This is a genomic window from Terriglobales bacterium (assembly GCA_035457425.1).
In the GTDB taxonomy this organism is placed as follows: domain Bacteria; phylum Acidobacteriota; class Terriglobia; order Terriglobales; family Acidobacteriaceae; genus JACPNR01.
Window position 1 is genome coordinate 1 of record DATIBR010000007.1, and the last position, 23,708, is coordinate 23,708.

The 23,708-nt window shown below is 66.6% G+C and carries 26 protein-coding genes; 13 read left to right on the top strand and 13 right to left on the bottom strand.

Annotated features, from left to right (window positions below; genetic code table 11):
- Nucleotides 1–457 precede the first annotated feature (457 nt).
- From VLA96_00500 to VLA96_00510, 3 genes are all read right to left on the bottom strand, one after another.
- Nucleotides 458–1,723, bottom strand: a complete 1,266-nt coding sequence (locus VLA96_00500) for a Glu/Leu/Phe/Val dehydrogenase (GenBank protein ID HSE47666.1) — start codon at nucleotides 1,721–1,723, stop codon at nucleotides 458–460.
- Nucleotides 1,724–2,044: 321 nt separating this feature from the next.
- On the bottom strand, nucleotides 2,045–2,416 hold the full coding sequence (locus VLA96_00505; protein ID HSE47667.1) for a hypothetical protein: 372 nt from the start codon (nucleotides 2,414–2,416) through the stop codon (nucleotides 2,045–2,047).
- A 68-nt stretch (nucleotides 2,417–2,484) separates the two neighbouring features.
- Nucleotides 2,485–3,303 (bottom strand): MBL fold metallo-hydrolase, encoded by an 819-nt coding sequence (locus VLA96_00510; protein ID HSE47668.1) that lies wholly within the window; start codon nucleotides 3,301–3,303, stop codon nucleotides 2,485–2,487.
- 348 nt (nucleotides 3,304–3,651) lie between these two features.
- On the opposite strand from VLA96_00510, the gene trpE reads away from it, so the two are divergent.
- The 5 genes from trpE (at nucleotide 3,652) to VLA96_00535 (ending at nucleotide 8,139) form a co-directional block, all read left to right on the top strand.
- Entirely contained in the window at nucleotides 3,652–5,121 is a 1,470-nt protein-coding gene (trpE, locus tag VLA96_00515) for an anthranilate synthase component I (protein ID HSE47669.1), read from the top strand.
- Entirely contained in the window at nucleotides 5,118–5,681 is a 564-nt protein-coding gene (locus VLA96_00520; protein ID HSE47670.1) for an aminodeoxychorismate/anthranilate synthase component II, read from the top strand. The genes trpE and VLA96_00520 overlap by 4 nt, the downstream gene beginning before the upstream one ends.
- A 115-nt stretch (nucleotides 5,682–5,796) precedes the next feature.
- A complete protein-coding gene (locus VLA96_00525) occupies nucleotides 5,797–6,120 on the top strand; it encodes a PilZ domain-containing protein (protein ID HSE47671.1) in 324 nt (107 codons plus the stop codon).
- Between the two features lie 28 nt (nucleotides 6,121–6,148).
- The gene (locus VLA96_00530; GenBank protein ID HSE47672.1) at nucleotides 6,149–7,096 is read left to right on the top strand and encodes a hypothetical protein; all 948 of its coding nucleotides are present in this window, start codon (nucleotides 6,149–6,151) and stop codon (nucleotides 7,094–7,096) included.
- A 212-nt stretch (nucleotides 7,097–7,308) separates the two neighbouring features.
- The gene (locus tag VLA96_00535) at nucleotides 7,309–8,139 is read left to right on the top strand and encodes a TonB family protein (protein ID HSE47673.1); all 831 of its coding nucleotides are present in this window, start codon (nucleotides 7,309–7,311) and stop codon (nucleotides 8,137–8,139) included.
- Nucleotides 8,140–8,260: 121 nt separating this feature from the next.
- Here the strand turns inward: VLA96_00535 and VLA96_00540 are convergent, their stop codons facing one another.
- From VLA96_00540 to VLA96_00570, 7 genes are all read right to left on the bottom strand, one after another.
- A complete protein-coding gene (locus VLA96_00540; protein ID HSE47674.1) occupies nucleotides 8,261–9,130 on the bottom strand; it encodes a M48 family metalloprotease in 870 nt (289 codons plus the stop codon).
- Nucleotides 9,130–9,549: a hypothetical protein gene (locus VLA96_00545; GenBank protein HSE47675.1), complete on the bottom strand. Its 420-nt coding sequence runs from the start codon at nucleotides 9,547–9,549 to the stop codon at nucleotides 9,130–9,132. The genes VLA96_00540 and VLA96_00545 overlap by 1 nt, the downstream gene beginning before the upstream one ends.
- A 108-nt stretch (nucleotides 9,550–9,657) precedes the next feature.
- On the bottom strand, nucleotides 9,658–11,688 hold the full coding sequence (locus VLA96_00550; protein ID HSE47676.1) for an adenylate/guanylate cyclase domain-containing protein: 2,031 nt from the start codon (nucleotides 11,686–11,688) through the stop codon (nucleotides 9,658–9,660).
- Nucleotides 11,689–11,781: 93 nt separating this feature from the next.
- The gene (locus VLA96_00555) at nucleotides 11,782–11,997 is read right to left on the bottom strand and encodes a helix-turn-helix domain-containing protein (protein HSE47677.1); all 216 of its coding nucleotides are present in this window, start codon (nucleotides 11,995–11,997) and stop codon (nucleotides 11,782–11,784) included.
- 3 nt (nucleotides 11,998–12,000) lie between these two features.
- Complete coding sequence (locus VLA96_00560; protein ID HSE47678.1) at nucleotides 12,001–12,471, bottom strand: hypothetical protein; 471 nt, start codon at nucleotides 12,469–12,471, stop codon at nucleotides 12,001–12,003.
- Between the two features lie 249 nt (nucleotides 12,472–12,720).
- A complete protein-coding gene (locus VLA96_00565) occupies nucleotides 12,721–13,026 on the bottom strand; it encodes a YtxH domain-containing protein (GenBank protein ID HSE47679.1) in 306 nt (101 codons plus the stop codon).
- Nucleotides 13,027–13,093: 67 nt separating this feature from the next.
- Nucleotides 13,094–14,029: a CBS domain-containing protein gene (locus VLA96_00570; protein ID HSE47680.1), complete on the bottom strand. Its 936-nt coding sequence runs from the start codon at nucleotides 14,027–14,029 to the stop codon at nucleotides 13,094–13,096.
- A 192-nt stretch (nucleotides 14,030–14,221) separates the two neighbouring features.
- On the opposite strand from VLA96_00570, the gene VLA96_00575 reads away from it, so the two are divergent.
- The 7 genes from VLA96_00575 (at nucleotide 14,222) to VLA96_00605 (ending at nucleotide 19,833) form a co-directional block, all read left to right on the top strand.
- Nucleotides 14,222–15,316, top strand: a complete 1,095-nt coding sequence (locus VLA96_00575; protein HSE47681.1) for a hypothetical protein — start codon at nucleotides 14,222–14,224, stop codon at nucleotides 15,314–15,316.
- On the top strand, nucleotides 15,303–16,697 hold the full coding sequence (locus VLA96_00580; GenBank protein ID HSE47682.1) for an MBOAT family O-acyltransferase: 1,395 nt from the start codon (nucleotides 15,303–15,305) through the stop codon (nucleotides 16,695–16,697). Before VLA96_00575 ends, VLA96_00580 begins: the two co-directional genes overlap by 14 nt.
- Before the next feature lie 520 nt (nucleotides 16,698–17,217).
- Nucleotides 17,218–17,733, top strand: a complete 516-nt coding sequence (locus tag VLA96_00585) for a hypothetical protein (GenBank protein HSE47683.1) — start codon at nucleotides 17,218–17,220, stop codon at nucleotides 17,731–17,733.
- A gap of 148 nt (nucleotides 17,734–17,881) precedes the next feature.
- The gene (gene efp, locus VLA96_00590; GenBank protein HSE47684.1) at nucleotides 17,882–18,442 is read left to right on the top strand and encodes an elongation factor P; all 561 of its coding nucleotides are present in this window, start codon (nucleotides 17,882–17,884) and stop codon (nucleotides 18,440–18,442) included.
- Between the two features lie 92 nt (nucleotides 18,443–18,534).
- Nucleotides 18,535–18,828 carry an acylphosphatase gene (locus tag VLA96_00595; GenBank protein ID HSE47685.1) on the top strand — a complete coding sequence of 98 codons (294 nt, stop codon included), beginning with the start codon at nucleotides 18,535–18,537 and terminating at the stop codon, nucleotides 18,826–18,828.
- Nucleotides 18,829–18,832: 4 nt separating this feature from the next.
- The gene (locus VLA96_00600; GenBank protein ID HSE47686.1) at nucleotides 18,833–19,384 is read left to right on the top strand and encodes an adenine phosphoribosyltransferase; all 552 of its coding nucleotides are present in this window, start codon (nucleotides 18,833–18,835) and stop codon (nucleotides 19,382–19,384) included.
- Nucleotides 19,385–19,395: 11 nt separating this feature from the next.
- Nucleotides 19,396–19,833, top strand: coding sequence for a lysozyme inhibitor LprI family protein (locus tag VLA96_00605; GenBank protein ID HSE47687.1), 438 nt, complete (start codon nucleotides 19,396–19,398; stop codon nucleotides 19,831–19,833).
- 253 nt (nucleotides 19,834–20,086) lie between these two features.
- Here the strand turns inward: VLA96_00605 and VLA96_00610 are convergent, their stop codons facing one another.
- The gene (locus VLA96_00610; protein ID HSE47688.1) at nucleotides 20,087–20,926 is read right to left on the bottom strand and encodes a hypothetical protein; all 840 of its coding nucleotides are present in this window, start codon (nucleotides 20,924–20,926) and stop codon (nucleotides 20,087–20,089) included.
- Between the two features lie 376 nt (nucleotides 20,927–21,302).
- Between VLA96_00610 and VLA96_00615 the strand changes: the two genes are divergently transcribed.
- Complete coding sequence (locus VLA96_00615) at nucleotides 21,303–23,120, top strand: GAF domain-containing SpoIIE family protein phosphatase (protein HSE47689.1); 1,818 nt, start codon at nucleotides 21,303–21,305, stop codon at nucleotides 23,118–23,120.
- A gap of 23 nt (nucleotides 23,121–23,143) precedes the next feature.
- Here VLA96_00615 and VLA96_00620 read toward each other — a convergent pair whose 3' ends face one another.
- Entirely contained in the window at nucleotides 23,144–23,401 is a 258-nt protein-coding gene (locus tag VLA96_00620) for a hypothetical protein (GenBank protein ID HSE47690.1), read from the bottom strand.
- 59 nt (nucleotides 23,402–23,460) lie between these two features.
- Nucleotides 23,461–23,664 (bottom strand): hypothetical protein, encoded by a 204-nt coding sequence (locus VLA96_00625; GenBank protein ID HSE47691.1) that lies wholly within the window; start codon nucleotides 23,662–23,664, stop codon nucleotides 23,461–23,463.
- Nucleotides 23,665–23,708 lie beyond the last annotated feature (44 nt).

Consider the following 23,708-nt stretch of genomic DNA (forward strand, 5'->3'; position numbering starts at 1 on the left):
GCGCGCGACGTGGAATGCGGTGACGTGGATTTTGGTACCCCTGGCCTCAGCGGCTTGCACGCGAGCGTGAAGACCCTCAAGGATCGCCTCGCGCGGTTCGGCAAGTAATACGCAGAGGTTTGTGGTAGGGGTGGGGACGGCTGGCGGACAGCCGTCCCCTTGATTTTCAGCGGCGCTGCCGGGTAGCCCACCCAAGTGAGCTCGATTCTAGTTCGCGCCCGGCAGAACGGGGTGCCCCACCCAAGCCCGCCGCGGCGGCTTGCCCGCGCGACAGAGTCAAAGTCAAAGGCCGCGGCCGAGGGCGGCGGCGGTACCCCGATCAGGCGTAGATTCCGCGCTGTCGGATCGTGAACTTGAGCCGTTTTGCGGGCGTGAGCGAGACGAGCACCGCGAGTCGAAGCGGGAGCCCGCAGGCGAAATCCCGAGCGCAGCGAGGGATCCCTAGAACAACAAGACGCTACGCGTAGATACCCCGTTGCCTGATCGTGAACTGGACGCGGTCGATGGCCAGCATGTAGGCCGCGATGCGGTTGTTGACGTTGTGGGTCTCGGCGTAGCGCACCACGTCTTCGAACGAGGCGGTCATGATGTGCTCGAGCTGCTCGTTGACGACCGACTCCTTCCAGAAGTAGCCCTGGCGGTCCTGCACCCACTCGAAGTAGCTGGCGGTCACGCCGCCGGCGTTGGCGAGGATGTCGGGCACGACGAAGACTTTCTTCTCGGAAAGGATGTCGTCGGCGGCGGCGGTGGTGGGGCCGTTGGCGCCTTCGATCAGGATCTTGGCCTTCACCTTGTCGGCGTTCTGGCTGGTGATCTGGTTCTCGGTGGCGGCGGGGATGAGGATCTCGCAATCGGTGACCAGCAGCTCGGCGGTCGGCCGCGCCTCGGCGCCCGGGAAGCCGACGATGGTGCCGTTGCGCTGGCGGTGGTCGAGCAGCTTGTCGATGTCGATGCCCTTGGGGTTGTAGAGGCCGCCGTCCCACTCGCCCACGCCGATGATGGTGTAGCCGGCGTCGAACATCAGCTTGGCGGCGTTGGAACCGACGTTGCCGAAACCCTGCACGATGGCGCGCGTGCCCTCGATGTTCATGCCGAGCTTCTTGAGAGACTCGTTGGCGATGATCATGACGCCGCGGCCCGTGGCCTCGCGCCGGCCGCGGGACCCGCCCATGTTAACGGGCTTGCCGGTCACCACCGCGGTGCAGGTCTGGCGCGTGTGCATGGAGTAGGTGTCCATCATCCACGCCATGGTCTGCTCGTTGGTGCCCATGTCGGGCGCGGGGACGTCTTTTTCGGGGCCGATGAACTCCACCAGCTCGGCGGTGTAGCGGCGCGTGATGCGCTCGAGCTCGCCCATGGAAAGCTTCTTGGGGTCGCAGATGACGCCGCCCTTGGCGCCGCCGAACGGGATGTTGACGACCGCGCACTTCCACGTCATCCAGGAGGCGAGGGCGCGGACCTCGTCGAGCGTGACGTCGGGCGCGTAGCGCACCCCGCCCTTGGCGGGGCCGCGCGCGATGGAGTGCTGCACGCGGAAGCCGGTGAAGACCTCGATGCGGCCGTCATCCATCTGGACGGGGATGTGGACGATGATCTCGCGGGTGGGGTAGCGCAGGATGCGCCACAGGCCTTCGTCGAGGTTCAACTTCTGCGCAGCGAGATCGAAGCGCGCCGCCTGGGATTCCCAGGGGTTGATCTCCTGCTCCATGGAAATGGTTCGCATAATGCTCCCGGAACGGGGTAAGGACAGAGGGGAAGTATAAAGACGGCCCGAGAGGCAAGCAAGGAGCGGGACAGCAATCGGCAATAAGCGATAAGCAATAAGCGATAAGCGATGAGCGAGTCGCTGGTCGTCAGTCGCTCGTCGCGAGGGAGTCAGGGTTCGCGTCGTCGGGTGAAGCCGACTCCTCCACTGGGTGTCGGGCGATGGCGGCACGGCTGAATCCGCGCCCTTTCTGAGCCGTGCCCGGTCTGCGCCGGCGAGTCGCCGGCGCCTACCCTTAGCATTTGCTAATCGCTGATTGCTAATCGCTGATTGCTGCCGTCAGGCGGCTTTGCCGTCGCGCTGGCCGCGGTTGCGGATGTGATGCTCGATGGCGCGCAGCAGCGGCTGCGGGTCGCCGGAGACGTCGACGCACTCATCCGCGAGCGGCTCGTCGGGCCGGCGCGGGTCGGCGTAGACGTAGAGGACGGGGACGTCGGAGTGCCGCCGGAAATACTCGATCAGCTCTTTGCGGACGCGCGGCGGCACCGAGTCGCCGATGAGGACGGCGTCGAAGTGCTCGGCGGAGAACAGGATGGGAGCGTCTTGCGGGCGGCGCGGCGAGGCGACCGAGTATCCCGCGACGGCCAGCAGGTCGTTGCGCGTGAGCAGCAAGCCGATATTCGAGCTGATGGACAGGATCCGGCGCGGCACTGCGAGCTTAGAGGCGGCGCAGCGTCGCCGGGATGCGTGCCGGTGCGGGAACGGGAAAGCCGGCAGGACTAGAGCTTGATCTCCATGCCTTCGGAGGCCGCGCGCACCTTCGGGTAGTACTCGCTGGCGGTCTGGACGATGGAGTCGATGCAGGAGTCGGAGTGGTCCGGGTCGTGGTGGAACAGCACCAGTTCCTTGACGCCGGCTTCCATCACGATGTTGACGGCCTCGCGCCAGTGGCTGTGCCCCCAGCCGCGCCTCTGCGCCTCGTACTCCTCGGGCAGGTACTGGGCGTCGTAGATGAGGAGGTCGGCGCCCTGCGCGAGCTTGCGCACGTTCTTGTCGAACACCGGATGGCCGGGCTCGTTGTCGGTGGCATAGACGACGACCTTGTCCTCGGTCTCCACGCGGAAGCCGAGGCAGCCCTGCGGGTGGTTCAGCCACATGGACTGCACGACGCAGTCGTCGAAGGCGATCTTGTCTTCCTCGATGTCGTAGAAGTTGCGGTGCGCGGCCATCTCCGTCATGTCCACCGGGAAGTACGGGTCCGACATCTGCTCCTCGATGGCGCGCTGCAAGCCGCGCGTGCGGCTGGAGGAGTGGAAGAAGAAGTAATTCTCCTTGTTCTCGTAGAGCGGCAGGAAGAACGGGATGCCCTGGATGTGGTCCCAGTGGAAGTGGGAGAGGAAGATGTGGGCGTGGAAGCCCTTACTGCCGAATTCCTTGGAGAGTGATTTTCCGAGGACGCGGAAGCCGGTGCCGCAGTCGAAGATGTAGATGTGTCCGTTGATGCGGACCTCTACGCAGGAGGTGTTGCCTCCGTAGCGTAGGTTCTCGACTTGTGGAGTGGGCGTGGAACCGCGCACTCCCCAGAAGCGGACCTGCAAGCTGCCTTCCTTCCTCCGCGGACCGCGAAGGTATAGCTATCCCTTCACGCGAAAACCGCGTCTCGACTCCCGGGCACAAAACCGGCATGGCCCGACTCGTTCATAACGGGGGAGACCTACCACCCTGAAAAAGTGGCAGCAGTATACGACACTGGCGCGTCACCCCGTCAATCGGAGCTAGGGCATTGTCCGACAGGCACTTGCGGGCGGGACAGTGGCTAGTCGTGTACCCGGAAGGTCGGGCCGGCGGCAGGCGGCGCGCGGCTGGCGGCGGAGCGATGCGCTGCGGGCCGCAAGCTGCCGGCCGTCAGCCCGGCCGCGAAGCGCCCGTATAATCATCGCTCTCCGATGCTCTACCCTGACTTCAAGGAGTTCGAACGGCTGGCGCCGGGCCACACGCTGGTGCCGGTGACGCGCACGCTGAGCGCCGACCTGGAGACGCCGGTCTCGGCGTTCCTGAGCATCGCGGGGAAGGAGAAGCACGCGTTCCTGCTGGAGTCGGTGGAAGGCGGAGAGCGCATCGGACGCTACACCTTCCTGGGAGCGGACCCGTACAAGATCGTGTCGGCGCGCGGGGACGAGGTGCGCATCGACCGGCGCGGGCAGAGCGAGAAGCAGCAGGCCGGGTTGTTCGACGTGCTGGGGCGGATCTTCAGCGAGCACCTGCCCGCGCAGGTGCCGGGGCTGCCGCCGTTCACCGCCGGCGCGGTGGGCTACTTCTCGTACGACGCGGTGCGGCAGCTCGAGAGGCTGCCGGCGCGCGCGAAAGACGACCTGAAGCTGCCGGATTGCGTGCTGATGTTCTTCGACCGGCTGCTGGTGTTCGACCACGTGAAGCACCAGCTGCACCTCATCGCGACGGCGAACCTGCGCGCGGAGTCGCCGCGGAAGGCGTATGAGCGCGCGGCGCACGACCTGGAGCAGATGGAAAAGAAGCTGGCGGCGGGCAGCCGGCGGCGGGCGGGGAAGGCGGCGCGGGGCGAGCTGGCGACGAAGATGACGACGCCGCGCGACCAATTCCTGAAGGCGGTGGCGAAGACCAAGGAGTACATCGCGGCGGGCGACGTGTTCCAGACGGTGCTCTCGCAGCGGCTGGAGCTGAAGCCGGGAGTGGACGCGTTCGCCATCTATCGCGCGCTGCGGCGGGTGAATCCGTCGCCTTACATGTATTTCCTGCGGTTCGACGACACGCACGTGCTGGGCTCCTCGCCGGAGATGCTGGTGAAGGTGAGCGGGCGGCAGCTCGAGTACCACCCCATCGCGGGGACGCGGCCGCGCGGCAAGAGCGAGGCGGAAGACAAGCGGTTCGAGGAAGAGCTGCGGCGCGACGAGAAAGAACGGGCCGAGCACGTGATGCTGGTGGACCTCGGGCGCAACGACCTGGGACGCGTGAGCGAGTACGGCTCGGTGAAGGTGCGCGAGCTGATGTACGTGGAGCGGTACTCGCACGTGATGCACCTGGTGTCGCACCTGGAAGGGCGATTGCGCGGCGAGCTGAGCGCGCTGGACGCGTTCGCCGCGTGCTTCCCGGCGGGCACGCTGACGGGCGCGCCCAAGGTGCGCGCGATGGAGATCATCGAGGAACTGGAGCCGGTGCGGCGCGGCGTCTATGGCGGCTCGGTGCTGTACGCGGACTTCGCCGGGAACCTGGACTCTTGCATCGCGATCCGGACGATGCTGATGCAGGGGAAGAAAGCGTACGTGCAGGCCGGCGCCGGGATCGTGGCTGACTCTGTCGCGGAAAACGAATACGAGGAATGCGTGAACAAGGCGCGCGCGGTCGTGCGCGCGGTCGAACTAGCGAGGCGCGGCGAATGATCTTCGTCCTCGACAACTACGACTCGTTCACCTACAACCTGGTGCAGTACTTCGGGGAGTCGGGGGAGAAGGTCGAGGTGCGGCGCAACGACCAGGTCACGCCGCGGGAGATCGAGGCGATGTCGCCGACGCACATCGTGATCTCGCCGGGGCCGTGTACGCCGCAGGAGGCGGGCATCTCGATCGAGCTGATCCGGCACTTCGCGGGCAAGACGCCGGTGCTGGGCGTCTGCCTCGGGCACCAGGCCATCGGGGCGGCGTTCGGCGGGAAGGTCGTGCGGGCGGAGAAGCTGATGCACGGCAAGACCAGCCAGGTGGAGCACGACGGCAAGGGAGTGTTCCGCGGGCTACCGTCGCCGCTGACGGCGACGCGCTACCACTCGCTCATCGTGAGCGAGAAGGGTTTGCCGCAGGAGCTGGAAGTGAGCGCGCGGACGCACGAGGGAGTGATCATGGGCCTGCGGCATCGCGAGGCGAAGGTGGAGGGCGTGCAGTTCCATCCGGAGAGCGTGCTGACGGAGAACGGAAGAGAGATGCTGAAGAATTTTCTGGCGATGTAGGGAGAGGCTCCTGGCCAGGGCAGGAGCAGTGCCGCCACCGCCGAGCAGAGCTGCCGGATTGACAATCTTGGGGCTCGAGGCCAAACTTACCCACCTTTCCAACGAGGTTCCCAGGATGTCGACCAAGACAGGTGCGGACAAGCGCACCACGCGCAGGCTTCCGCTGGCGCTGCCGGTGAAGGTGCGGGTGAAGGCGGACAACGAGCTGACCTCCGAGACGGTCGACGTGAGCGCGCGCGGCGTGTTCTTCTACCTCGAGTCGGCGCCGGACGAGGGCAGCGAGGTGGAATTCACGTTGACGCTGCCGCCGGAGATCACGCTGACGGAAGCGCTGCGCATCCACTGCTCGGGACGCGTGATCCGCATCGACCGCGAGCCGAGCGGGCGGTTCGGGATCGCGGCAGCCATCGACAAGTACGACCTTTCGGCGGAAAATTAGTCCTCCCGGTCCGCTCGGGACCTTGCCCATGAAGTTCCTCGTTCGCCGTTCCTGGTTTCTCGTGCTCCTGCCGGCGTGGGCCGTGCTCGTCGGCGCGCAGCAGCCGGTGGGGGAAGTGTTCGCCTCGGACGCGACGGTGCAAGGTTCGGTGCAGCTGACGGGCGCGGGCGCGACGGTGATGAGCGGCGCGAGCGTGACGGCCGGCGACGCGGCGGCGCGGCTGAAGCTGGCGCGCGGCGGCAACGTGCGCGTCTGCCCGCAGACCAGCATCTCAGTGAGCGCCTCGGGCAACGGCAGCTCGCTGATGCTCGGCCTGGGCACGGGAGCGCTGGAGACCGACTACAAGCTGGCGACCTCCGCCGACACGATCGTGACCCCGGACTTCCGCATCCTGCTGCCGGGACCGGGCCGGTTCCAGTTCGCGGTGCGCAACCACGCGAACGGCGACACCTGCATCCAGGCGCGCGGGCAGAACACGTCGTCGCTGGTGGTGAGCGAGGTGATGGGCGACGCCACCTACCAGGTGAAGCCGAACGAGCACGTCTTGTTCCGCAAGGGGAGGATTGCGGAGATCACCGCCGACCCGGCGGAGGATTGCGGCTGCCCGCCGTCGCCGGAGAGGCTGCGAGCCGCGGACCAGCCCGAGGCGCCGAAGGCGGCGGGACTGATGGCGAACCCGCCCGCGGCGGCGGAGCCGCCGTCGCCGTCGCCCGAAACATCACCTGGAGCCCGGGGCGTGCAGGTGGAGGTGGACACGCCGTTCGTGTTTCGAGCGGAGGACATGGCGCCGCGACCGGCGGAGACGGGGCGGGAGAACCTGGCGTCGTTGCCGGCAGTGCCGGAAGCCGAGGCGCTACCGCCGCCCCCGCCAGTCGTGAGGGCCGCAGCGACGACGGCACCGCCGACGTCCGAGCCGAAGAAGAAGCGAGGGGCGTTCTCGCGCTTCAAGGCGTTCCTGGCGTCGATCTTCAAGTAGCGAGTGAGGAGTGAGGCGTTAGCTCGGCAGGCCGGATGTTGCTGCAAGAACAGCGGGATGCAGCGTTCCCAGGTGGGAGAAGGCGGGTCGTCCAGCAACTTTTCTGGAACAATCCACCGGGAAGCGGCATATACTAGGTGAGTTTCCCAATGGCCACAGCCGTAAACAGCAAGCCGTCGATACCGACGGCATCCGGCCGCGCAGGGCAATTCATGCCCAGCCTCTATGGCCTCGGCCAGGGGACTTACGGCGTCCGTCCGACGAACTTCCTGCTCTCCTTCGTGGTGCACACGCTCGCGGTGGCGCTGCTGGTGATGTCGGGAATGTTCGTGGTGGAGCACAAAGACGAGATCAAGAAGAACGTGGTGTCGCTGGTGAGCGGGGCGTCGCTGAGCGACTACGTGTTGCCGGTGGGCAACTCGAAGTCGGGAGGCGGCGGCGGCGGCGGCGACCGCGACAAACTGGAGGCGTCGCTGGGCAAGCTGCCGAAGAAGGCGCTGAGCCAGATCACGCCGCCGAGCGCGGTGATTCGGAATCCGGATCCGAAGCTGGCGGTGGAGCCGACGGTGGTGATGCCGAACATCGCGGTGGCGCAGCCGAACATCGCGGCGCTGGGCGATCCGAAAGGCGTGGAAGGCCCGCCCTCGAACGGCACGGGCTCGGGCGGCGGCATTGGCTCGGGCTCGGGTGGCGGCGTAGGTTCGGGACGCGGCCCCGGAGTGGGCCCGGGTTGGGGCGGCGGCATCGGCGGCGGAGCGTACCGGGTAGGCGGCGGCGTGAGCGCGCCGCGGCCCATCTTCGCGCCCGATCCGGAGTACTCGGACGAAGCGCGCAAGGCGAAGTACCAGGGCACGGTCATCCTGTGGGTGGTGATCGGGCCGGATGGCCGCGTGAAAGACATGCGCGTGCAGCGTCCGCTGGGCCTGGGCCTGGATGAGAAGGCGCTCGAGGCGGTGCGCACGTGGCGGTTCGAGCCGGCGCGCAAAGACGGCCAGCCGGTCGCGGTGCAGGTGAACGTGGAAGTGAACTTCCGGCTGTACTAAGAGTTCAGAAGTGAAAAACCCCGCGCCGCGGCGCGGGGTTTTGATTGTGCGTTGTTCGAGCGCGGGCGAGCCGCCCGCGCTACAGCCGGCGGGGCGCCGGCGCTATCGCGAGACGCCGGCGCTACTGGTTCGTGGGCTCCGGGGAGGCTTCCGCCTTTTCGGCTTCGACGGTGTTCTTGTGGAAGCGCTCGGGCAGGGTCTGCCCGGTGGCGGGATATTTTTCCAGCAGCTTGTTGAGGGTCGCGACGCGGGTGGAGAAGGCCGGGTGCGTCTTGCCGTTCCAGAGACCGGTCTTCTGCTTGTTGGCCGGATCGTTGGCGAAGGTCGCCAGCGTCTCGAGGAAGGTCTTGAGGCCGCTGGGCTGGTAGCCGGCTTGCGCGGCGAAGTCGGTGCCTTTCTTGTCGGCGTCGTTCTCCTTGTCGGGGCCGTAGTTCTGCGTGAGGGCCTGGGTGACGAGCTGGTTGGCGAGGCCGCCGAGCACGTTGTAGGGCACGTGCGACATGCCTTCGTCGACGGCGAGGCCGGTGAGCTTCTTGTTGCGGATGATGCTCTCGAGGTGGCGGGCGTCGACGTGGGCGACCTCGTGAGCGAGGGTGCCGGCGAGCTCGGCTTCGTCCTTCATCTTCTCGAGCGCGCCGCGGGTGACGAAGACGTAGCCGCCGGGCATGGCGCAGGCCCAGGCGATGGGCGTGTCGAGGATGGCGACGTGGTACGGGAGGTTGCGCTTGCCGAACTGCGCGACCGAGGCGGCGACCAGGTTGACGTACCTGGTGGCGGCCTCGTTCTGATAGAGCGGGAAGATGTGGATGATCTTGGCGGCGGCGGCCTGGCCGATCTGGTCTTCCTGCTCTGGGGTCCAGGGCGTGGTGGCGTCGGCGACCTTCTTGGCCTTGCCGATGCCGGAGAGGACGTCGCCGAACTGGGCGGCGGCGGGCAGCGCGAGAGCCGCCAGCAGAACGAGGACGATGAGGCAGCGGATGCGGAGCGTCATTACTTGCCTCCCTTGGATCTCAGGCTGCCCTCGGTGAGGAAGGCCTGGAGCTCGCCGGGCTTGAGGCTGGTCTGTCCGAGCGCGGCGGCGGCCGCCTGATCCTCGGCGGAGGGGCTGGCCTCGAGCACGGCGTTCTCGACGGTGCCGTCGGGATTGAGCCCGCTGAAGCCCATGGCGGTCGTATCTTTCTTCTGCTTGGAGGAGCCGCCGTCGTCGGCGAAGAGCAGCTTCTTGTCGGCTTCCTCTTTCTTCTTCTTGTCCTCTTCCGCCTTCTTCTTGTCGGCGTCGGACTGCTGCGTCTGCTGGGGCTTGTCCTTCTTCTTGAGCAGGCCGCCCAGGCCGCCGAGCTGCGGGGAGGCGAAGGCGGGCGAGGCGAGGACAAGGATCAACAAAAGTAGTGCGGTTCCCATCCAGTTCATTGCCTTTCCTCCTGCGGCCTTCTTCGCGCTTCGCTTCGCTCGCACTTTTTCACCCGGCCTCAAGGCCGGCGCTTCCACCGGCGCGGCGGAAGCCGCGCCCCTCCGTGATCACGATCCCACGCCCGCCGTGCTGGAAGATCGCGTTTCCATGCCTTGCAGTTCGAAGATCTGGGTCTCGACGGTCTTGCCCTTGACCTTCACGCCGCCGAGCGGGCGGACGCGGGCGATGCCGTCGAGGCGAGCGAGCGTGTGCTCGCTGATGATAATCGAGGTCCGGTATTCCTTATTCAAACTTTCCAGGCGCGCGGCGAGGTTGACCGGGTCGCCGATGACGGTGAACTCGATCTTCTTGCCGCTGCCGACGTTGCCGAAGACGACCTCGCCGGTGTTGAGTCCGACGCCGATGGCGAGCTGCTGGCGGCCTTCGGCGGCCCACTTGAGGTTGAGCTGTTCGAGGCGCGCCATCATGGCGAGGGAAGCGCGGGCGGCCAGCTCGGCGTGGTTCCTGCCGGGCGTGAACGCGCCCCAGTAGGCGAGGATGCCGTCGCCGATGAACTTGTCGACGATGCCGTCGTGCGCGAAGACGATCTCGGTCATCGCTTCGAGGTACTCGTTGAGCAGCGCGATGAGCTCGGTGGGGTCGGTCTTCTCGGTGAGGGTGGTGAAGTTGCGGACGTCGGAAAAGAAGATGGTGAGCTCGCGCTTCTCGCCGGCGAGGTTGATGGAATCCAGGTGCTCGAGCACGTAGCTGACGAGCTGCGGGGAGATGTAGCGGTCGAGCGTGCCGCGGGTGCGGCGCAGCTCGCGGCCGGTGGTGGCGTAGCGGACGGCGCCGGTGGAGAGATAGGCGAGCGCGAAGGCGGAGACGGGCGCGACCAGGGGCAGCCAGGTGGCCCAGCGCGCGAACAGGAAGTAGCCGAGCGCGAGATAAGCGGCGAGGACGACGAGGGCGGCGACGTTGTCGAGCCAGCCGGCGTCGACGCGGACGATGAGCAGGGTGCCGAGGGCTGCCATCAGCAGGACGGCGAGATAGAACGCGGCGCGCGGCGCGGGGTGGATGCCCTCGCCGTGGAGGAGATTGTCGATGGCGGTGGCGTGCGCGAGGAAGCCGGGCGTGACCTCGGCGAAGGGCGTGGGATGGACGTCCTGGATGCCGGGAGCGCTGGCGCCGACGAGCACGATCTTGTCCTGGAAGAAGGCGGGCGGGACCTTCGCGAGCTCCCGCAGCGGGATGCGCCGGTAGGGAAACAGGCCGCGGGTGAGTTGCGGGTCGCGATCGACGTTGCCGTGCCACTGGAGCAGGAGGCGGCCGTCTTTATCTAAGGGCTCCGCAGCAAGCGGCTGCGCCCTCGCGCTGCGCTCGCGCGGGCCAGCGCTCGCTTCGCGCTCACCCACATCGCGCGGATGGGTGGAGGTGGTGGCGCCGGCGAGCAGCGCGGCGCGCTGGCCGACGCTGGGATAAGCGTTCGAGCCGGCGAGGAACCAGAGCGGGACGCGGCGGATGACGCCGTCGGGATCGACGGTGGCGTTGGCGGCGCCGAGGCCGGCGGCGGCCGCGGCGAGCTGCGGCAGCGGCGTGTTCAGCGGCAGCGTGGGGTCGTTCTCCGCCGAGATGCGCTCGCCCTGCGCGACGCCGGTGCGGGCCTCCTGCTGCAACAGATGCCACTTCGCAAGGACGGCTTCGCGGTCGGTGGTGGCGAAGTCGACCTCGTCCTGCGCGGTGAAGGTGTAGGCGAGGACGACGCGGCCGTTGTTGCCGATGGCGGCGGCGAATTCCTGGTCGATGGCGGGATCTTCGCTGGCGCCGGCGAAGAAGACGTCGAAGACGATGGCCTTGGGGCGGCCCTGGCCGACGTAGTCGACGAGCTGGGTCCAGACGCGGCGGGTCCAGGGCCAGCGGCCGAGGCGCTCGCGCAGGCGGTCGAAGCTGGCGGTGTCGACGTCGATGATGACGATGTTGGGGTCGGCGGAGCCGGGCCGTGCGGTCGCGCGCACGCGCACGTCGTAGGTGCCGGCCTCGAGCCACTGAAAGGCGCGGGTGCGCTCGAGCAGCGCGAGGAGCGCGGCGGAGAGAAGAAAACAGGCGAGCGCGAGGCGCAGGAACTGGCGGCGGGCGCGGGCGCTGTGGGTGGAAGCCATCGGGAAAATGCCGGGGGAGGGAAGATTACAACAGAAGAGTGGACAGTGGACGGTGGACAGTGGACAGAAAAAGCGCGGGCCCGGAGGCCCGCGCTATTGCTTGCCGTTGAGAGTGAAGAGCGTCTCGACCGGAACGCCGAGGACGCGGGCCAGCCGCAAAGCGAGCAGGACCGAAGGGACCATGCGTCCGGTCTCGATGGCGTTCACCGAGCGGCGCGTGATGCCGGCGCGCAACGCGAGCTCGGCCTGCGTGAGGTCGTGGATGGCGCGTTGGACTTTGAGAGTGTTCGTAAGCCTTTCGTCGTCCATCGGCTACTCCCGGTCGTAGTAGAAGAACAACGCGGCCAAAGAGACGATACCCAGCATGATGGTGGCGGCAGCCATGGCGCTCGCAATGCGGGGCGGGGTGAGTCCCGGACGGGTGAGAAAGCCGAAGATCAGGCCGAGAGGCCATTGGCCGATGAGCACGACGATGAGGGCGCCGCGCGCGGCGCGCATCAGGTTGCTGTTGCGCCATTCGTCCTGCATCGCGACCTTGACCTCGGGCGAGTCGGGCGTGAAGTGGCGACCTTGCGAGGTGGCGAGCAAGCGGGCGATCGTCGCGATGATGATGGGCAGCAACCACCAGGGCAGGTTCGCGCTGTTGCCTACAGCGCCTTGCGGCGATAGAGCCATGGCCAGGCCGATGCCGCCTAAGGTAAGCGTGATGACCACTACGGCGATCATGCTGCGGCGCTGAACCCGCTCGAATGCTTCGGAACGATCCTGTATCGCGGAAGCCATTGCTGTTTCCTCCAGTTGAGACGGGGAGGACTGTAACAGATAACTCCCTAAAAGAGAAGTATCAATCTCATAAAGAGATGTATTAATCTCATTTCAAGGTGGTAAGTAATTGAAGGGAAAGAAGAAAAAGGCGGGCGAGGTCGCCTGCCTCCACAGAAGAGTGGACGGTGGACAGTGGACAGAAGAAGCGCGGGCCCGGGAGCCCGCGCGATTCTTCCTGCTTCTTGTCTTGCTACCTTCTCACTCGAATCAGCGGTTGCGAGCGGCTTTGCGGATGGGCTCGACGCGTTCGCGGACGTCTTCGGCGAGAGCGGCGCCCTTGCGGGCGAGGTCGGAGCCGCGCTCCATCCAGGTCTCGCGCTTCTCCTCGAGTGTGTCCACCGCGTCTTCGTACTTGCGGCGGAGGAGCTTGCGCATCTGCCTGCCGGAGCGGGGCGCGAACAGCAGGGCGGCGGCGGCGCCGGCGCCGAGTCCGATGAGCAGGAGCGTGAGGCCGAGGCCAAAGCTGGAGCGGTCCGAAGGCTGGTAATCACCAATGCGTTCGTAGTCGTTCATGGGGTCCTCCCTCTCAGGGAAGTGTGATGTGAGATGGAGGCGGGCGAGTCGCCCGCCTCCACACGAATCAGGAAGCGCGCTTGCGGCCGGCGTTGCGGTTGCCGCGGGCTTCCGCACGTTTCGGGGCGACCTTCTGCTGGCGGGCGTTCTCGCGGCTGAGGTTGCGGTTGGAGACGCCCTGCGCGGCCTGCTTCCGGCCGGCGCGCTTCTCCTCGCGCTCGCGGCGGTCGTCGCGACCGTTGCGGCCCTGCGGGCGCTCGTCGGCGCGACGGTCGTTGCGCTCGCTGCGTCCACGGACGCTGGGCTGCTGCGAGCCGCGGCCGGACTGCGACTGCTGCATGCGGCCGGCTTCGCGATCGTTGGAGCCGCGTCCGCCCTCCCAGCGCTCGGCGGAGGCCACGCGGCGCGAGTCGCCGCCGCGCGCGGCTTCGCGGTCGCCCTGGTTCCAGTTGGCGCGGTCGCGGCCGCTCTGGCGCGCGCCCGAGCCGGCCATCTCGACCTCGCTCTCTTCGTCGAACTCCTGTTCGTTGCGGCCGGCGTTGCGGCCGGCGTTGCGGCCGGAGGCGTGGCGAGCCGTGCCCTTCACGCCCTTGGAAACTTCTTCCAGCGTCTCGGCGGTGGTCTCTTCCTCCTCGTCGCCGGTCTTGACGGCGATGTCGCCGAGCGAGAGCATGCCGACGAGGCGGCCGTTGTCGACGACGGCGAGGCGGCGGACCTGCTTCTCGGACATGAGGTCGGCGGCGTCGTCGACGTCAGCGTCGGGCGCGATGGTGTTCACGCCTTCGGACATGATGTCTTCGGCGGTGCACTCGATCGGATCCTTGCCGGCGGCGATGCAGCGCACGACGATGTCGCGGTCGGTCACGATGCCGGTGACGCGGTTGTCTTCCATCACCGGGATGACGCCGACGTCTTCCTGCTTCATCAGGGTTGCGATCTCTTCCAGCGTGGTGTCGGGTTCAGCGGTGCGCGGGTTGGGGGTCATGATGTCGCGGACCTTCATGGCAATCTCCTCCTTGCGAGTGGCTGTTGGGGATCTCGAGCGGGGTGCCGGGGACGACCTTCAGTAGGGAATCGCAAAGGGCGAGGGGAGTTGCCATCGCAGGCGGATTTACTGGTGGAAAAGTGTGGCAGGAGAGTTGCTGCGGCCGGCAGCCGGCGCGCGGCTGCATGCGATAATCGTGGCACTCCGCACATGGCCACCGAACTCACCCGCACCGTGGAGGCGCCTGCCGGCAACGCACCCGCCCCGGCGGAGGAGCAGGCCTGGCGCGGCTTCGTGCGGCGGTTCCTGAGCGCGCTGGGAGCGGCGCTGGCGGTGATCGGCGCGGCCAACTACTTCGTGAATCCCACCGGGCTGCACGCGCCCAAGCTGCTGCCGACGGTCAACTGGAACGTGCGGGCGACCAAGACGGAGCTGCTGAAGCAGGCGGCGGTGAAGCCGGAGGCGCTCATCCTGGGCTCGTCGCGCGCGATGAAGATCCAGCCGGCGCTGGTGCAGGAGCTCACCGGGCTGCCGACGTTCAACGCGACGGTTGAAGGCGCGATGACGGAAGACGACTACGTGATGCTGCGCTACGCGGTGGAGCGCGCGGGTGCGCAGCCCAAGCTGCTGCTGATCGGCGTGGACGTGGAGTCGTTCCACAACGCGCGGCCGAGCAACGTGGCGCTGGCGATCTCGGACGAGCTGAGCGAGCTGGCGCCGGGCGGCAGCCGCTTGTCGAAGTGGAAGAAGTTCACGCGGCTGTACTCGTGGGAGGAGACGAAGCTGACGTGGCGGTCGCTGCGGCACGCGATCGTCGGGTATCCGACGACGTGGAACCGGTTCGACGCGGACGGCTACCTGCACTACGTGCTGTACGAGCGCGAGCGGGCGGCAGGGAAGTATCCGCTGGACCGGCGCATCGACGTGGTGGCGGCCGACTACGTGGCGCGCTTCCAGGGCTACACCCAGCTGGATGCGGCGCGCGTGGGGTACCTGGAGGACATGATCCGCTACGGGCAGCAGCGCGGCGCGCGCGTCGTGCTGTTCATCACCACGCTGCATCCGCGGGTGATCGCGGCGGTCAACTCGAAGGGCTACGCCGAGCGCTACGAGGAAGTGAAGCAGCTGCTCGAGCGGCTGAAGCAGCAGCACGGCGTGGAGGTCTACGACTTCTCGACCACCGACAAGTTCGGCGGGCAGAACGACTGGTTCTACGACGGCTCGCACATCGACGAGCGCAACGCCGACCTCATCACCCACAAGATGCTGGACCGGAAGGAGGCGAAGACCGGTGCTGTTCAATAGCTACGTCTTCCTCTTCGTCTTCCTGCCCATCGTGCTGACGGGCTGGTGGGCGATGCGGAGGAACGCGCCGCGGCTGGCGTTCCTGACGCTGGCGAGCTACGTCTTCTACGGGTGGTGGGACTGGCGATTCCTGCCGCTGATGTGGGCGTCGACCACGGTGGACTGGATCGCGGGCGAGAAGATCGCGGCGAGCGAAGACCCGAAGGTGCGCAAGCGCTGGCTGGCGGCGTCGATGACGTTCAACCTGTCGATCCTGGGGTTCTTCAAGTACTACGGGTTCTTCGCGTCGAGCGTGAACGACGCGGCGTACCGGCTGGGGATGAGCGGGCTGGCGCCGATGCTGAACATCGTGCTGCCGATCGGGATCTCGTTCTACACCTTCAACTCGATGTCGTACACCATCGACATCTACCGGCGGATCGTGCGGCCGGCGAAGAGCCTGCTGCACTTCTCGGCGTTCGTCGCGCTGTTCCCGCACCTGGTGGCGGGGCCGATCGTGCGGTATTCCGACATCGAGGACCGGCTCAACGACCTGAAGAAGAAGCTGCCGTGGTCGGAGGCGAGCGTGGGGAGCTACTTCTTCGTGATCGGGATGGCGAAGAAGCTGCTCATCGCCGACCAGCTGGCGGGCCCGGTGAACGCGTACTTCGCGGCGCCTGGCGGGCAAGGCGCGGTGGCGGCGTGGCTCGCGGTGCTGGGCTACACCTTCCAGATCTACTTCGATTTCTCCGGCTACAGCGACATGGCGGTGGGGCTGGCGCACCTGCTGGGCATCCAGTTCCCCATCAACTTCAACTCGCCGTACAAGGCGCAGAACATCTCGGACTTCTGGCGGCGGTGGCACATCTCGCTCTCGACCTGGCTGCGCGACTACCTGTTCATCCCGCTGGGCGGGTCGCGGCACGGCACGGCGCGCACCGCGCTGAACCTGGCGATCACGATGTTCCTCGGGGGGTTGTGGCACGGGGCGAACTGGACGTTCGTGTGCTGGGGCCTGTACCACGGCGTGCTGCTGGCGGGATACCACCTGCTGCGGGAGCGCGGGCTGGTGCCGAAGTCGGTGGCGGTGGCGCGCGGCATCACGTTCCTGGCGGTGGTGTTCGGCTGGGTGTTCTTCCGGGCGGCGACGCTGGGCCAGGCGATGGGCATCTTCCGCGAGATGTTCGGCGCGGCCGGCATCGGAGACCTGAGCCTGGCGCGGCTGAACGGGTTCTACGTCGCGATGATCGGGTTCGCGTGGGCGGTGGCGAACTTCGCGCCCAACTCGTGGGAGATGAAGCTGGAGCCCAAGCCGCGGTATGCGTACGCGATGGCGTTCGTGCTGCTGGTGACCATCCTGCTGCTGCAGAAGGAAAGCCCGTTCCTGTACTTCCAGTTCTAGAACAGCCCGCCCTTCGGGCTTGGCATGGTGCGCCAGTAAACGCTCGGAAGTGAATCGTCGTCTGTGACATCGGACACGGCAGGAGAACAGAGCCTGCGCCGGATCGTGGTGGCCCTGGTTCGACGGTTCCACTTGGGCTGGCGAAGTGCCGGGCTACACAGGTTTACAAATCCTGAAACAACTCTGCTTGCGCGGGGTTATCTCGGAGCGGGAGAATCCTGTTTGCGAGGATCGGAGGCGTCGCCATGAAGCGGCTGGTCGTGTTCGGGCTCGTCCTGTTGAGCGTTTTGACTTTCGCGCAGGAGCAACCGGCGGCGCCGGCGGCGGAGGCGCAGCCGGCTGCCACCCATGCCAAGCCGGTGGTGAGCGTTCCGGCCGGGACGCGGGTGCTGCTGGTGCTGAAGAACGCCATCTCGAGCAAGACGGCGCAGCCGGGCGACGCGGTGTATCTGCAGACGTCGTTCCCGGTGGTGCAGGATGGGCAGGTGGTGATCCCGCCGGGACGTACGTGCAGGGCGTGGTGGACAGCGCGAAGCGGGCGGGGCGGATCAAGGGGCGCGCCGAGATCCAGATGCACTTCACGCGGCTGGTCTATCCCAACGGCTACATGGTGAACATGGCGAGCAACGTGGGGGCGTCGGATTCGAGCGACTCGCAGCGGGTCGAAGACAAGGAAGGCACGGTGAAGGCGGAAGGCACCAAGGGGCGGGACGCCGCGACGATCGCGACCGCGACCGGCACCGGCACGCTGATCGGTCTGGGGGTGGGCGGCGGGAAGGGCGCGGGCATCGGGGCAGGGATCGGCGCGGGCGTCGGGTTGCTGACGGCGATGCTGACGCGCGGCAACGAGGTGCGGTTCGAGCCGGGTTCGACGGTGGACATGGTGCTGCAGCGCGCGATCGAGATCGACATGAACCGGGTGGCGGCCGACCCGATGCAGGCGCCGCAGGCGCCGCAGCGCATCTACACGCAGCCGCAGCAGCAGCAGAACGCGTCGCCACCGGTGATCCTTCCGCGCGGCGCGGGCATGAGCTGAATCGCCCGCTAGCGGCGGGCAGCCGCGGATAGGTCCCTCCGCCACAAATCGTGTAAAATCTATTGTTTGTTCCTGCCTTTGCGCCCCTTCCAGGCGGCGCGATCCGGCGGCAAATCGTCTAAGCGAACGGTAAGGAGAAGTAGAAGTCATGGCCATCACTGCGACCCTGCTGCGCCCCGGCGCGGTCATCATGCACAACAAGGACCTGCACCAGGTGTTCTCGGTGGAGCATCGGACGCCGGGCAACAAGCGCGGGTTCATCCAGGCGAAGCTGCGCAACCTGCGCACCGGCTCGATGATCGACTACAAGTTCCGGGCGGAAGATTCGGTGGACAAGGTGGTGCTGGACGAGGTGCAGATGGAGTACCTGTACCAGGACGGCGACGACTACTACTTCATGAACACCGAGAACTACGAGCAGACGAACCTGAAGCGGGACACGCTGGGCGACGCGGTGGAGTATCTGACGCCGAACCTGCAGATCAAGATCGAGTTCCACGAGGGCAAGGCGGTGGGCGTGGAGCTGCCGCAAACGGTGGACCTGACGGTCATCGAGACGGAGCCGGGCATCAAGGCGGCGACGGCCTCGAGCGTGACCAAGCCGGCGAAGACCGAGACGGGGCTCATCGTGCAGGTGCCGCCGTTCATCAACGAAGGCGAGAAGATCCGCGTGGACACCAGCGAGGGCGCGTATTTGTCGAGGGCGTGAAGAAGTCCTCAGACATCAGACTTCAGACGTCAGCCAGAACCGATCCTGCTGAAGGCTGACGTCTGAAGTCTGCAGACTATAATCCCCAGCGCATGACCGCCGCAGAACCGATCACCCGCCGCTACGTCGTGAAGGGCCGCGTGCAGGGCGTGGGCTACCGCTTCTTCGTGGAGCGGGAGGCGCGGACGCTGGGCGTGGCCGGCTGGGTGCGGAACAATCCCGACGGCGCGGTGGAGGTGGTCGCAGCGGGCACGCCGGAGCAGCACGCGGCGCTCAAAGCGAAGCTGCACCAGGGTCCGCGGGCGGCGCGCGTGGACGACGTGGCGGAGAGCGACGCGCCGCAACCGCGAGACCTGAACGCATTCCGCATCGAAGGAGCCTGGTAGAGGGATGTCGCAAGCGCCGAAGAAATCCATGGACTGCAATCACCTGAAGAAGCTCATCCGCGAGATCCCGGACTTTCCGAAGCCGGGGATCCTGTTCTACGACATCACGACGCTGCTGAAGGACAAGAGCGGGCTGGCCACGCTGATCGACGCGCTGGCGGACTACTACATCGCGAAGAAAGTGGACCTGGTGCTGGGGATCGAGGCGCGCGGGTTCATCTTCGGGCCGGCGCTGGCGTACCGGCTGAACGCGGGCTTCGTGCCGGTGCGCAAGCCGAAGAAGCTGCCGGCGGAGACGCACAAGGTCACGTACCAGCTGGAGTACGGCACGGATTCGCTCGAGCTGCACAAGGACGCGGTCGGCCAAGGGAAGCGCGTGGTCATCGTGGACGACCTGCTCGCGACCGGCGGGACGGCGGCGGCGACGGTGCACCTGGCCGAGACCGCGGGCGCCGACGTGGTGGGGCTGGGATTCGTGGTGGAGCTGGATTTCCTGAAGGGGCGCTCGCGGCTCGACGGGCACGACGTGTTCAGCCTGCTGCATTACGACAAATAACGGGAGTTCACATGAAGGCTGGCATGCTGGCTTTCTTCTTGCTGGGCTCAGTCGCCTCGCTCGGTCAAACACCCACGGTTCCTCGCGACCCATGTGACCAGAAGAATTTCTCGAATCGTGACTCGCGGGACTGCTATGGGCGAGAGCAAAAGAAGGTAAACGCGCAGATCGATTCCCTAGTCGAATCAATCGCAAACGAATGGATTAATGACGCTCAGAAGGAGCGAAAGTACGGTCCTGTCGTCACAGCATCGATGCGGAAAGCAGCCGCCAGCCTGCGACAATCTCAGAGAAGCTGGCGACTGTACCGCGATCAATATTGCAAGGCGGTTAAGTACGGCTATGACATTGGATCCGGTGCCGGAACTGCTCACGAACGCTGCCTTTACGAGGTTGCGAACGCGCGCTTGCGCCAGCTGCAGACGAATTTCGTGACGAGAGTCTACTGACACGCGACTTTCGGCTTCTGTCGTCCGGTGAAGTCGACTCACGCTCTTACGGTTCAGGTACCCGGCACAACGTGCCTGGCTGGATTCTGACGTCCTGCCTTCGGCTGGACTGAGCGCGGGGCGAGGACTGCCCGCGCCCCTGCCGGCTGAAGCCGGCGCTCCGTTTGGCGGGCGAGTCGCCCGCCTCCACATAAGTCATGAGAAAGAGAAAGGCCGTCCGCCTAGGCGGACGGCTTTTGCTTTGGAGCGACCGTTACTGCGGGTTGCTGCTGGTGGGGTTCTGGTTCTTGTTCATCTCGCACTTGTCGGAGAGGTGCTTGACCTCGTCGACCTTGACGGCCATGGAGCTCGACTCGGTCGTGGTGCCGGAGGTCATCGAGCCCGAGGTGGTGCTGGTCGAACCGGAGACCGTGCCGGTCGTGGTTCCGGACTGCGGCATGGTGCTGGGGTTCGTCTCGGTCGCCGTGCCGGCGCTGGCGGTGGTCGTGGTGCCGGCGGTGCCGCCGGTGGTGCCGGCGCTGGCGGCGGTACTCGGCGTCTGCGCGGTGGCGCCCGTGGCGTGCTCGGTGCTGGTGCTGTTCGGATTGGTCGCGCCCGTGGTCGCGGTGGTGGAGCCGCTGGCCGCCGGCGAGGTGCCGGTGGTCGCGCCCGCAGCCATCGTGCCGCTGGTGCCCGAGGCCGCCGAGCCGGTGCTGGACTCAGTGCCGGTCGTGGCGGTGGTCGAGGGGCTGGTGGTCATCGAGCTGGTGGCAGCCGACGCGGCTTCCCACGTGCCCTTGACCTGGACCTTGTGGCCGACGTGCGCGGTCAGGTCCTCGGTGGTGTCGAGGTGGACGCCCGCCGGGTGGTCCTTGTCGGAGACCATGAACATGTCGCCCTCTTTCGAGAGGCAGCCCTTCAGGGTGACCTTCTTGCCTTCGCGATCCTTGGATTTATCGGTGCTGGCGTTGGTGTTGGGTGTGCTCTGGCTGGTTGTGCCCACCTGGTCGGTGGAGCCGGTCGTGCTGCCGCCGGCCGGGTAGCTGCTGGACTGCGCCATCATCGCGACGCTGAAGACCAGCACGACGGTCAGTGTCAGGAATGTCCGTTTCACTCGCATCCTCCTTGAGAGTCTCGGTAATTGAGCCATTTTGTGGCGACGGGAAAGGAGATGCAGGGAGGCGGGAGGGTGATGGCTGCCTGGGAAACGCCAATCCGTGACCTTAGGCAGGCCATCCGGGGGGCATGGGAGGGGCTTCTGAGCGATACAAGGGCGCCCGCACAGGGCACGTTGCATGAGCGGGACCCAGGCCGCCGGAGCACGGGTTTCCTCCCGCACCGGCGGCTTTTTGTCGCGGTAACGCGGGTGTTAACCGTCTTGCAACCACCGCGGAACGGCCTTATAGTATCGAGGCTCTAGTCTCCCCCATGACACAGCGGAAGGACCCGACCGCGCAGCAAGTGCGGCAGGCGGCCTCCGGAAAGGTTTCGTGAGCGCCAAGGGCACGGCAGCAGCAGAGCAGGAAGCGCGCAAGGATCCCATCGCCGCGTTCGCGGAGGCGGTGGAGCGCTTCACTTCGCCGGCATCGAGCGAAGAGGTGCTGGCGATGGTGCCGGCCATCCTGGCGCGGGACTTCGGCGCGGAGCGCTCCGAGCTGTGGCTGTGGGATGAAGCGTCGGCTTCGGCGTGGCTGACGCACACCGCCGGCAAAGACGCGGCGCACCGCCACGACTACGTGGCGAAGGGACACGGCGTCGTGGGGAAGGTCGCCGAGATCAAGAAGCCGGTGGAGAGCATGAGCCTGGCGAGCTTCGGCGGGGACGATCAGGAGTACGCGGCGCGCACGGGGTTCGACCACGTGTCGGTATATCCGCTGGCGGCGCGCGGGCGGCTGGCCGGCGTGATCGCGAACTACACGCGCGGCGCGGTCTCGAACGAGACGCTGAAGTGGTGGCTGATGTACGCCGAGATCGCCAGCGTGACGGTGCAGGAAGCGATGGCGGCGCAGGAGAGCCAGAAGACCATCACGCAGCTCTCGCTGCTGTTCGAAGCGACGCGCCTGCTGAACTCGACGCTCGACCTGGCCGAGCTGCTGGACCTGATCCTGAAGATCGCGCGGACCGAGTGCAAGGCGGACCGCGGCACGGTGTTCCTGGTCGACAACCAGAAGAAGGAACTTTGGTCGATCGTGGCGTCGGGTCTGGAGAACCTGGAGATCCGGCTGCCGTTCGGCAAGGGCGTGGCCGGCCGGGTGGGCGAGAGCGGCGAGCCCATCAACGTGGAAGACGTCTACACGCTGGAGTTCTTCGACCGCAGCTTCGACCAGAAGACGGGGTTCCGCACCAAGTCCGTGATGTGCCTGCCGATCCGGCACCATACGGGCGAGATCGTGGGCGTCATCCAGCTGCTGAACTCGAAGAACGGGAAGTTCGGCCCGGACGACCAGGACTTCCTGGAAAAACTCTCCGGTCACATGGCGATGGCGCTGGAGAACGCGCGGCTGCACCGCGAGTCGCTGGAGAAGCAGCGGCTGCAGCGCGAGATGGACCTGGCGCGGTCGATCCAGCGGTCGCTGTTGCCGGAATCGGCGCCGGTGGTGCCGGGATACGAGATCGCGGTGCTGAACGAGCCGTGCTTCGAGTGCGGCGGCGATTATTACGACTTCCTGAACCTGGGTCCGCAGACGCTGCTGCTGGTGGTGGCCGACGTGGAAGGCAAGGGCGTGGCGTCGGCGCTGGTGATGAGCAACCTGCAGGCGACGCTGCGCGCGCTGGTGATGCACCTGCACTCGCTCGAAGTGCTCACGCTCTCGCTCAACGAGATGATCTACAACGACACCAAGAGCGAGAAATATCTCTCGATCTTCATGGGGCTGGTGGACACGCGGCGCAACGGGCTGCACTACATCAACGCGGGGCACGTGCCGCCGCTGCTGATCTCGGGCGAGACGGGCGAGTTCAAGCAGCTGACCGACGGCGGCACCGTGATCGGGCTGTTCCCGCACGCGGAGTACCAGCGCGGCTCGGCCAAGCTGAACCCGGGCGACATCCTGGTGACGTGCACCGACGGCATCGGCGAAGCGCAGAACACGCAGGAAGAAGAATACGGGCACGAGCGGCTGGCGGCGTGCATCGCGCGCAACCGCGAGAAGAGCGCGCAGGAGATCGTGGACATCGTGCTGCGCGAGGTGACGGAGTTCTCGCGCGGGGGCACGCACGTGGACGACAAGGTGCTGATGATCCTGAAGGTCAATCCCAACGGCAGCATGACGCCGGCGCAGGGACGCGGCGAACCGCGACACCCGTAGAGTCAGTGGTCAGTGGCCAGTGGTCAGTGGTCAGTGGTCAGTAGAAGCTTTCCTTCCTTCAAGTAACCCTTCCGGCGGAACCAATCTTCCATCGCGGCCTGCAGCTTATCGAGCGGGACGCGGGCGCCGACTTCCATCTGGCCGTCGGCGGTGGGCAGGGTGTCGTCGAAGACGGCGTCGTTGGTGAAGTTGCGCATGGCGAAGCTGTCGAGCCACTTCAGCGGGCAGGGCCGGCGGCGGCCGCCGGCTTCGTATTCGACTTGGAGCTTGCGGGCGAACATCGGGTCAGGTGAAGACCAAAGACCGAAGACCGAAGACTGAGGTCTGGCGGCCGGTCTTGTCAATCGCCGCTGCCGGCGGTGGTAGCCAGGGAGCGGGCGCCGGGAAACACGGCGGGCTCGGCGGCGGCAAGCCCCGCCGCCACGAATTGCAGGAGGTTGGAGGCGATCACGCCTTTGCGGCCGGTCCCGGAGAGGGCGAGCGCAAGGGCGTGGCAGGTGATGAGTGCGAGCGCAAGACCGACGATGGTCCGGCGAAGAGGCATTTCCGTCCGGCGTTAGGGATCGGGGAGGCGTCGCTTATACATCA

Coding starts and splice junctions, on each gene's coding strand:
- VLA96_00500 (HSE47666.1), bottom strand. CDS start 1,723: ATGCGAACCATTTCCATGGAGCAGGAGATCAACCCCTGGGAATCCCAG.
- trpE (HSE47669.1), top strand. CDS start 3,652: ATGCTCTACCCTGACTTCAAGGAGTTCGAACGGCTGGCGCCGGGCCAC.
- VLA96_00520 (HSE47670.1), top strand. CDS start 5,118: ATGATCTTCGTCCTCGACAACTACGACTCGTTCACCTACAACCTGGTG.
- VLA96_00525 (HSE47671.1), top strand. CDS start 5,797: ATGTCGACCAAGACAGGTGCGGACAAGCGCACCACGCGCAGGCTTCCG.
- VLA96_00530 (HSE47672.1), top strand. CDS start 6,149: ATGAAGTTCCTCGTTCGCCGTTCCTGGTTTCTCGTGCTCCTGCCGGCG.
- VLA96_00535 (HSE47673.1), top strand. CDS start 7,309: ATGCCCAGCCTCTATGGCCTCGGCCAGGGGACTTACGGCGTCCGTCCG.
- VLA96_00540 (HSE47674.1), bottom strand. CDS start 9,130: ATGACGCTCCGCATCCGCTGCCTCATCGTCCTCGTTCTGCTGGCGGCT.
- VLA96_00545 (HSE47675.1), bottom strand. CDS start 9,549: ATGAACTGGATGGGAACCGCACTACTTTTGTTGATCCTTGTCCTCGCC.
- VLA96_00550 (HSE47676.1), bottom strand. CDS start 11,688: ATGGCTTCCACCCACAGCGCCCGCGCCCGCCGCCAGTTCCTGCGCCTC.
- VLA96_00555 (HSE47677.1), bottom strand. CDS start 11,997: ATGGACGACGAAAGGCTTACGAACACTCTCAAAGTCCAACGCGCCATC.
- VLA96_00560 (HSE47678.1), bottom strand. CDS start 12,471: ATGGCTTCCGCGATACAGGATCGTTCCGAAGCATTCGAGCGGGTTCAG.
- VLA96_00565 (HSE47679.1), bottom strand. CDS start 13,026: ATGAACGACTACGAACGCATTGGTGATTACCAGCCTTCGGACCGCTCC.
- VLA96_00570 (HSE47680.1), bottom strand. CDS start 14,029: ATGAAGGTCCGCGACATCATGACCCCCAACCCGCGCACCGCTGAACCC.
- VLA96_00575 (HSE47681.1), top strand. CDS start 14,222: ATGGCCACCGAACTCACCCGCACCGTGGAGGCGCCTGCCGGCAACGCA.
- efp (HSE47684.1), top strand. CDS start 17,882: ATGGCCATCACTGCGACCCTGCTGCGCCCCGGCGCGGTCATCATGCAC.
- VLA96_00595 (HSE47685.1), top strand. CDS start 18,535: ATGACCGCCGCAGAACCGATCACCCGCCGCTACGTCGTGAAGGGCCGC.
- VLA96_00600 (HSE47686.1), top strand. CDS start 18,833: ATGTCGCAAGCGCCGAAGAAATCCATGGACTGCAATCACCTGAAGAAG.
- VLA96_00605 (HSE47687.1), top strand. CDS start 19,396: ATGAAGGCTGGCATGCTGGCTTTCTTCTTGCTGGGCTCAGTCGCCTCG.
- VLA96_00620 (HSE47690.1), bottom strand. CDS start 23,401: ATGTTCGCCCGCAAGCTCCAAGTCGAATACGAAGCCGGCGGCCGCCGC.
- VLA96_00625 (HSE47691.1), bottom strand. CDS start 23,664: ATGCCTCTTCGCCGGACCATCGTCGGTCTTGCGCTCGCACTCATCACC.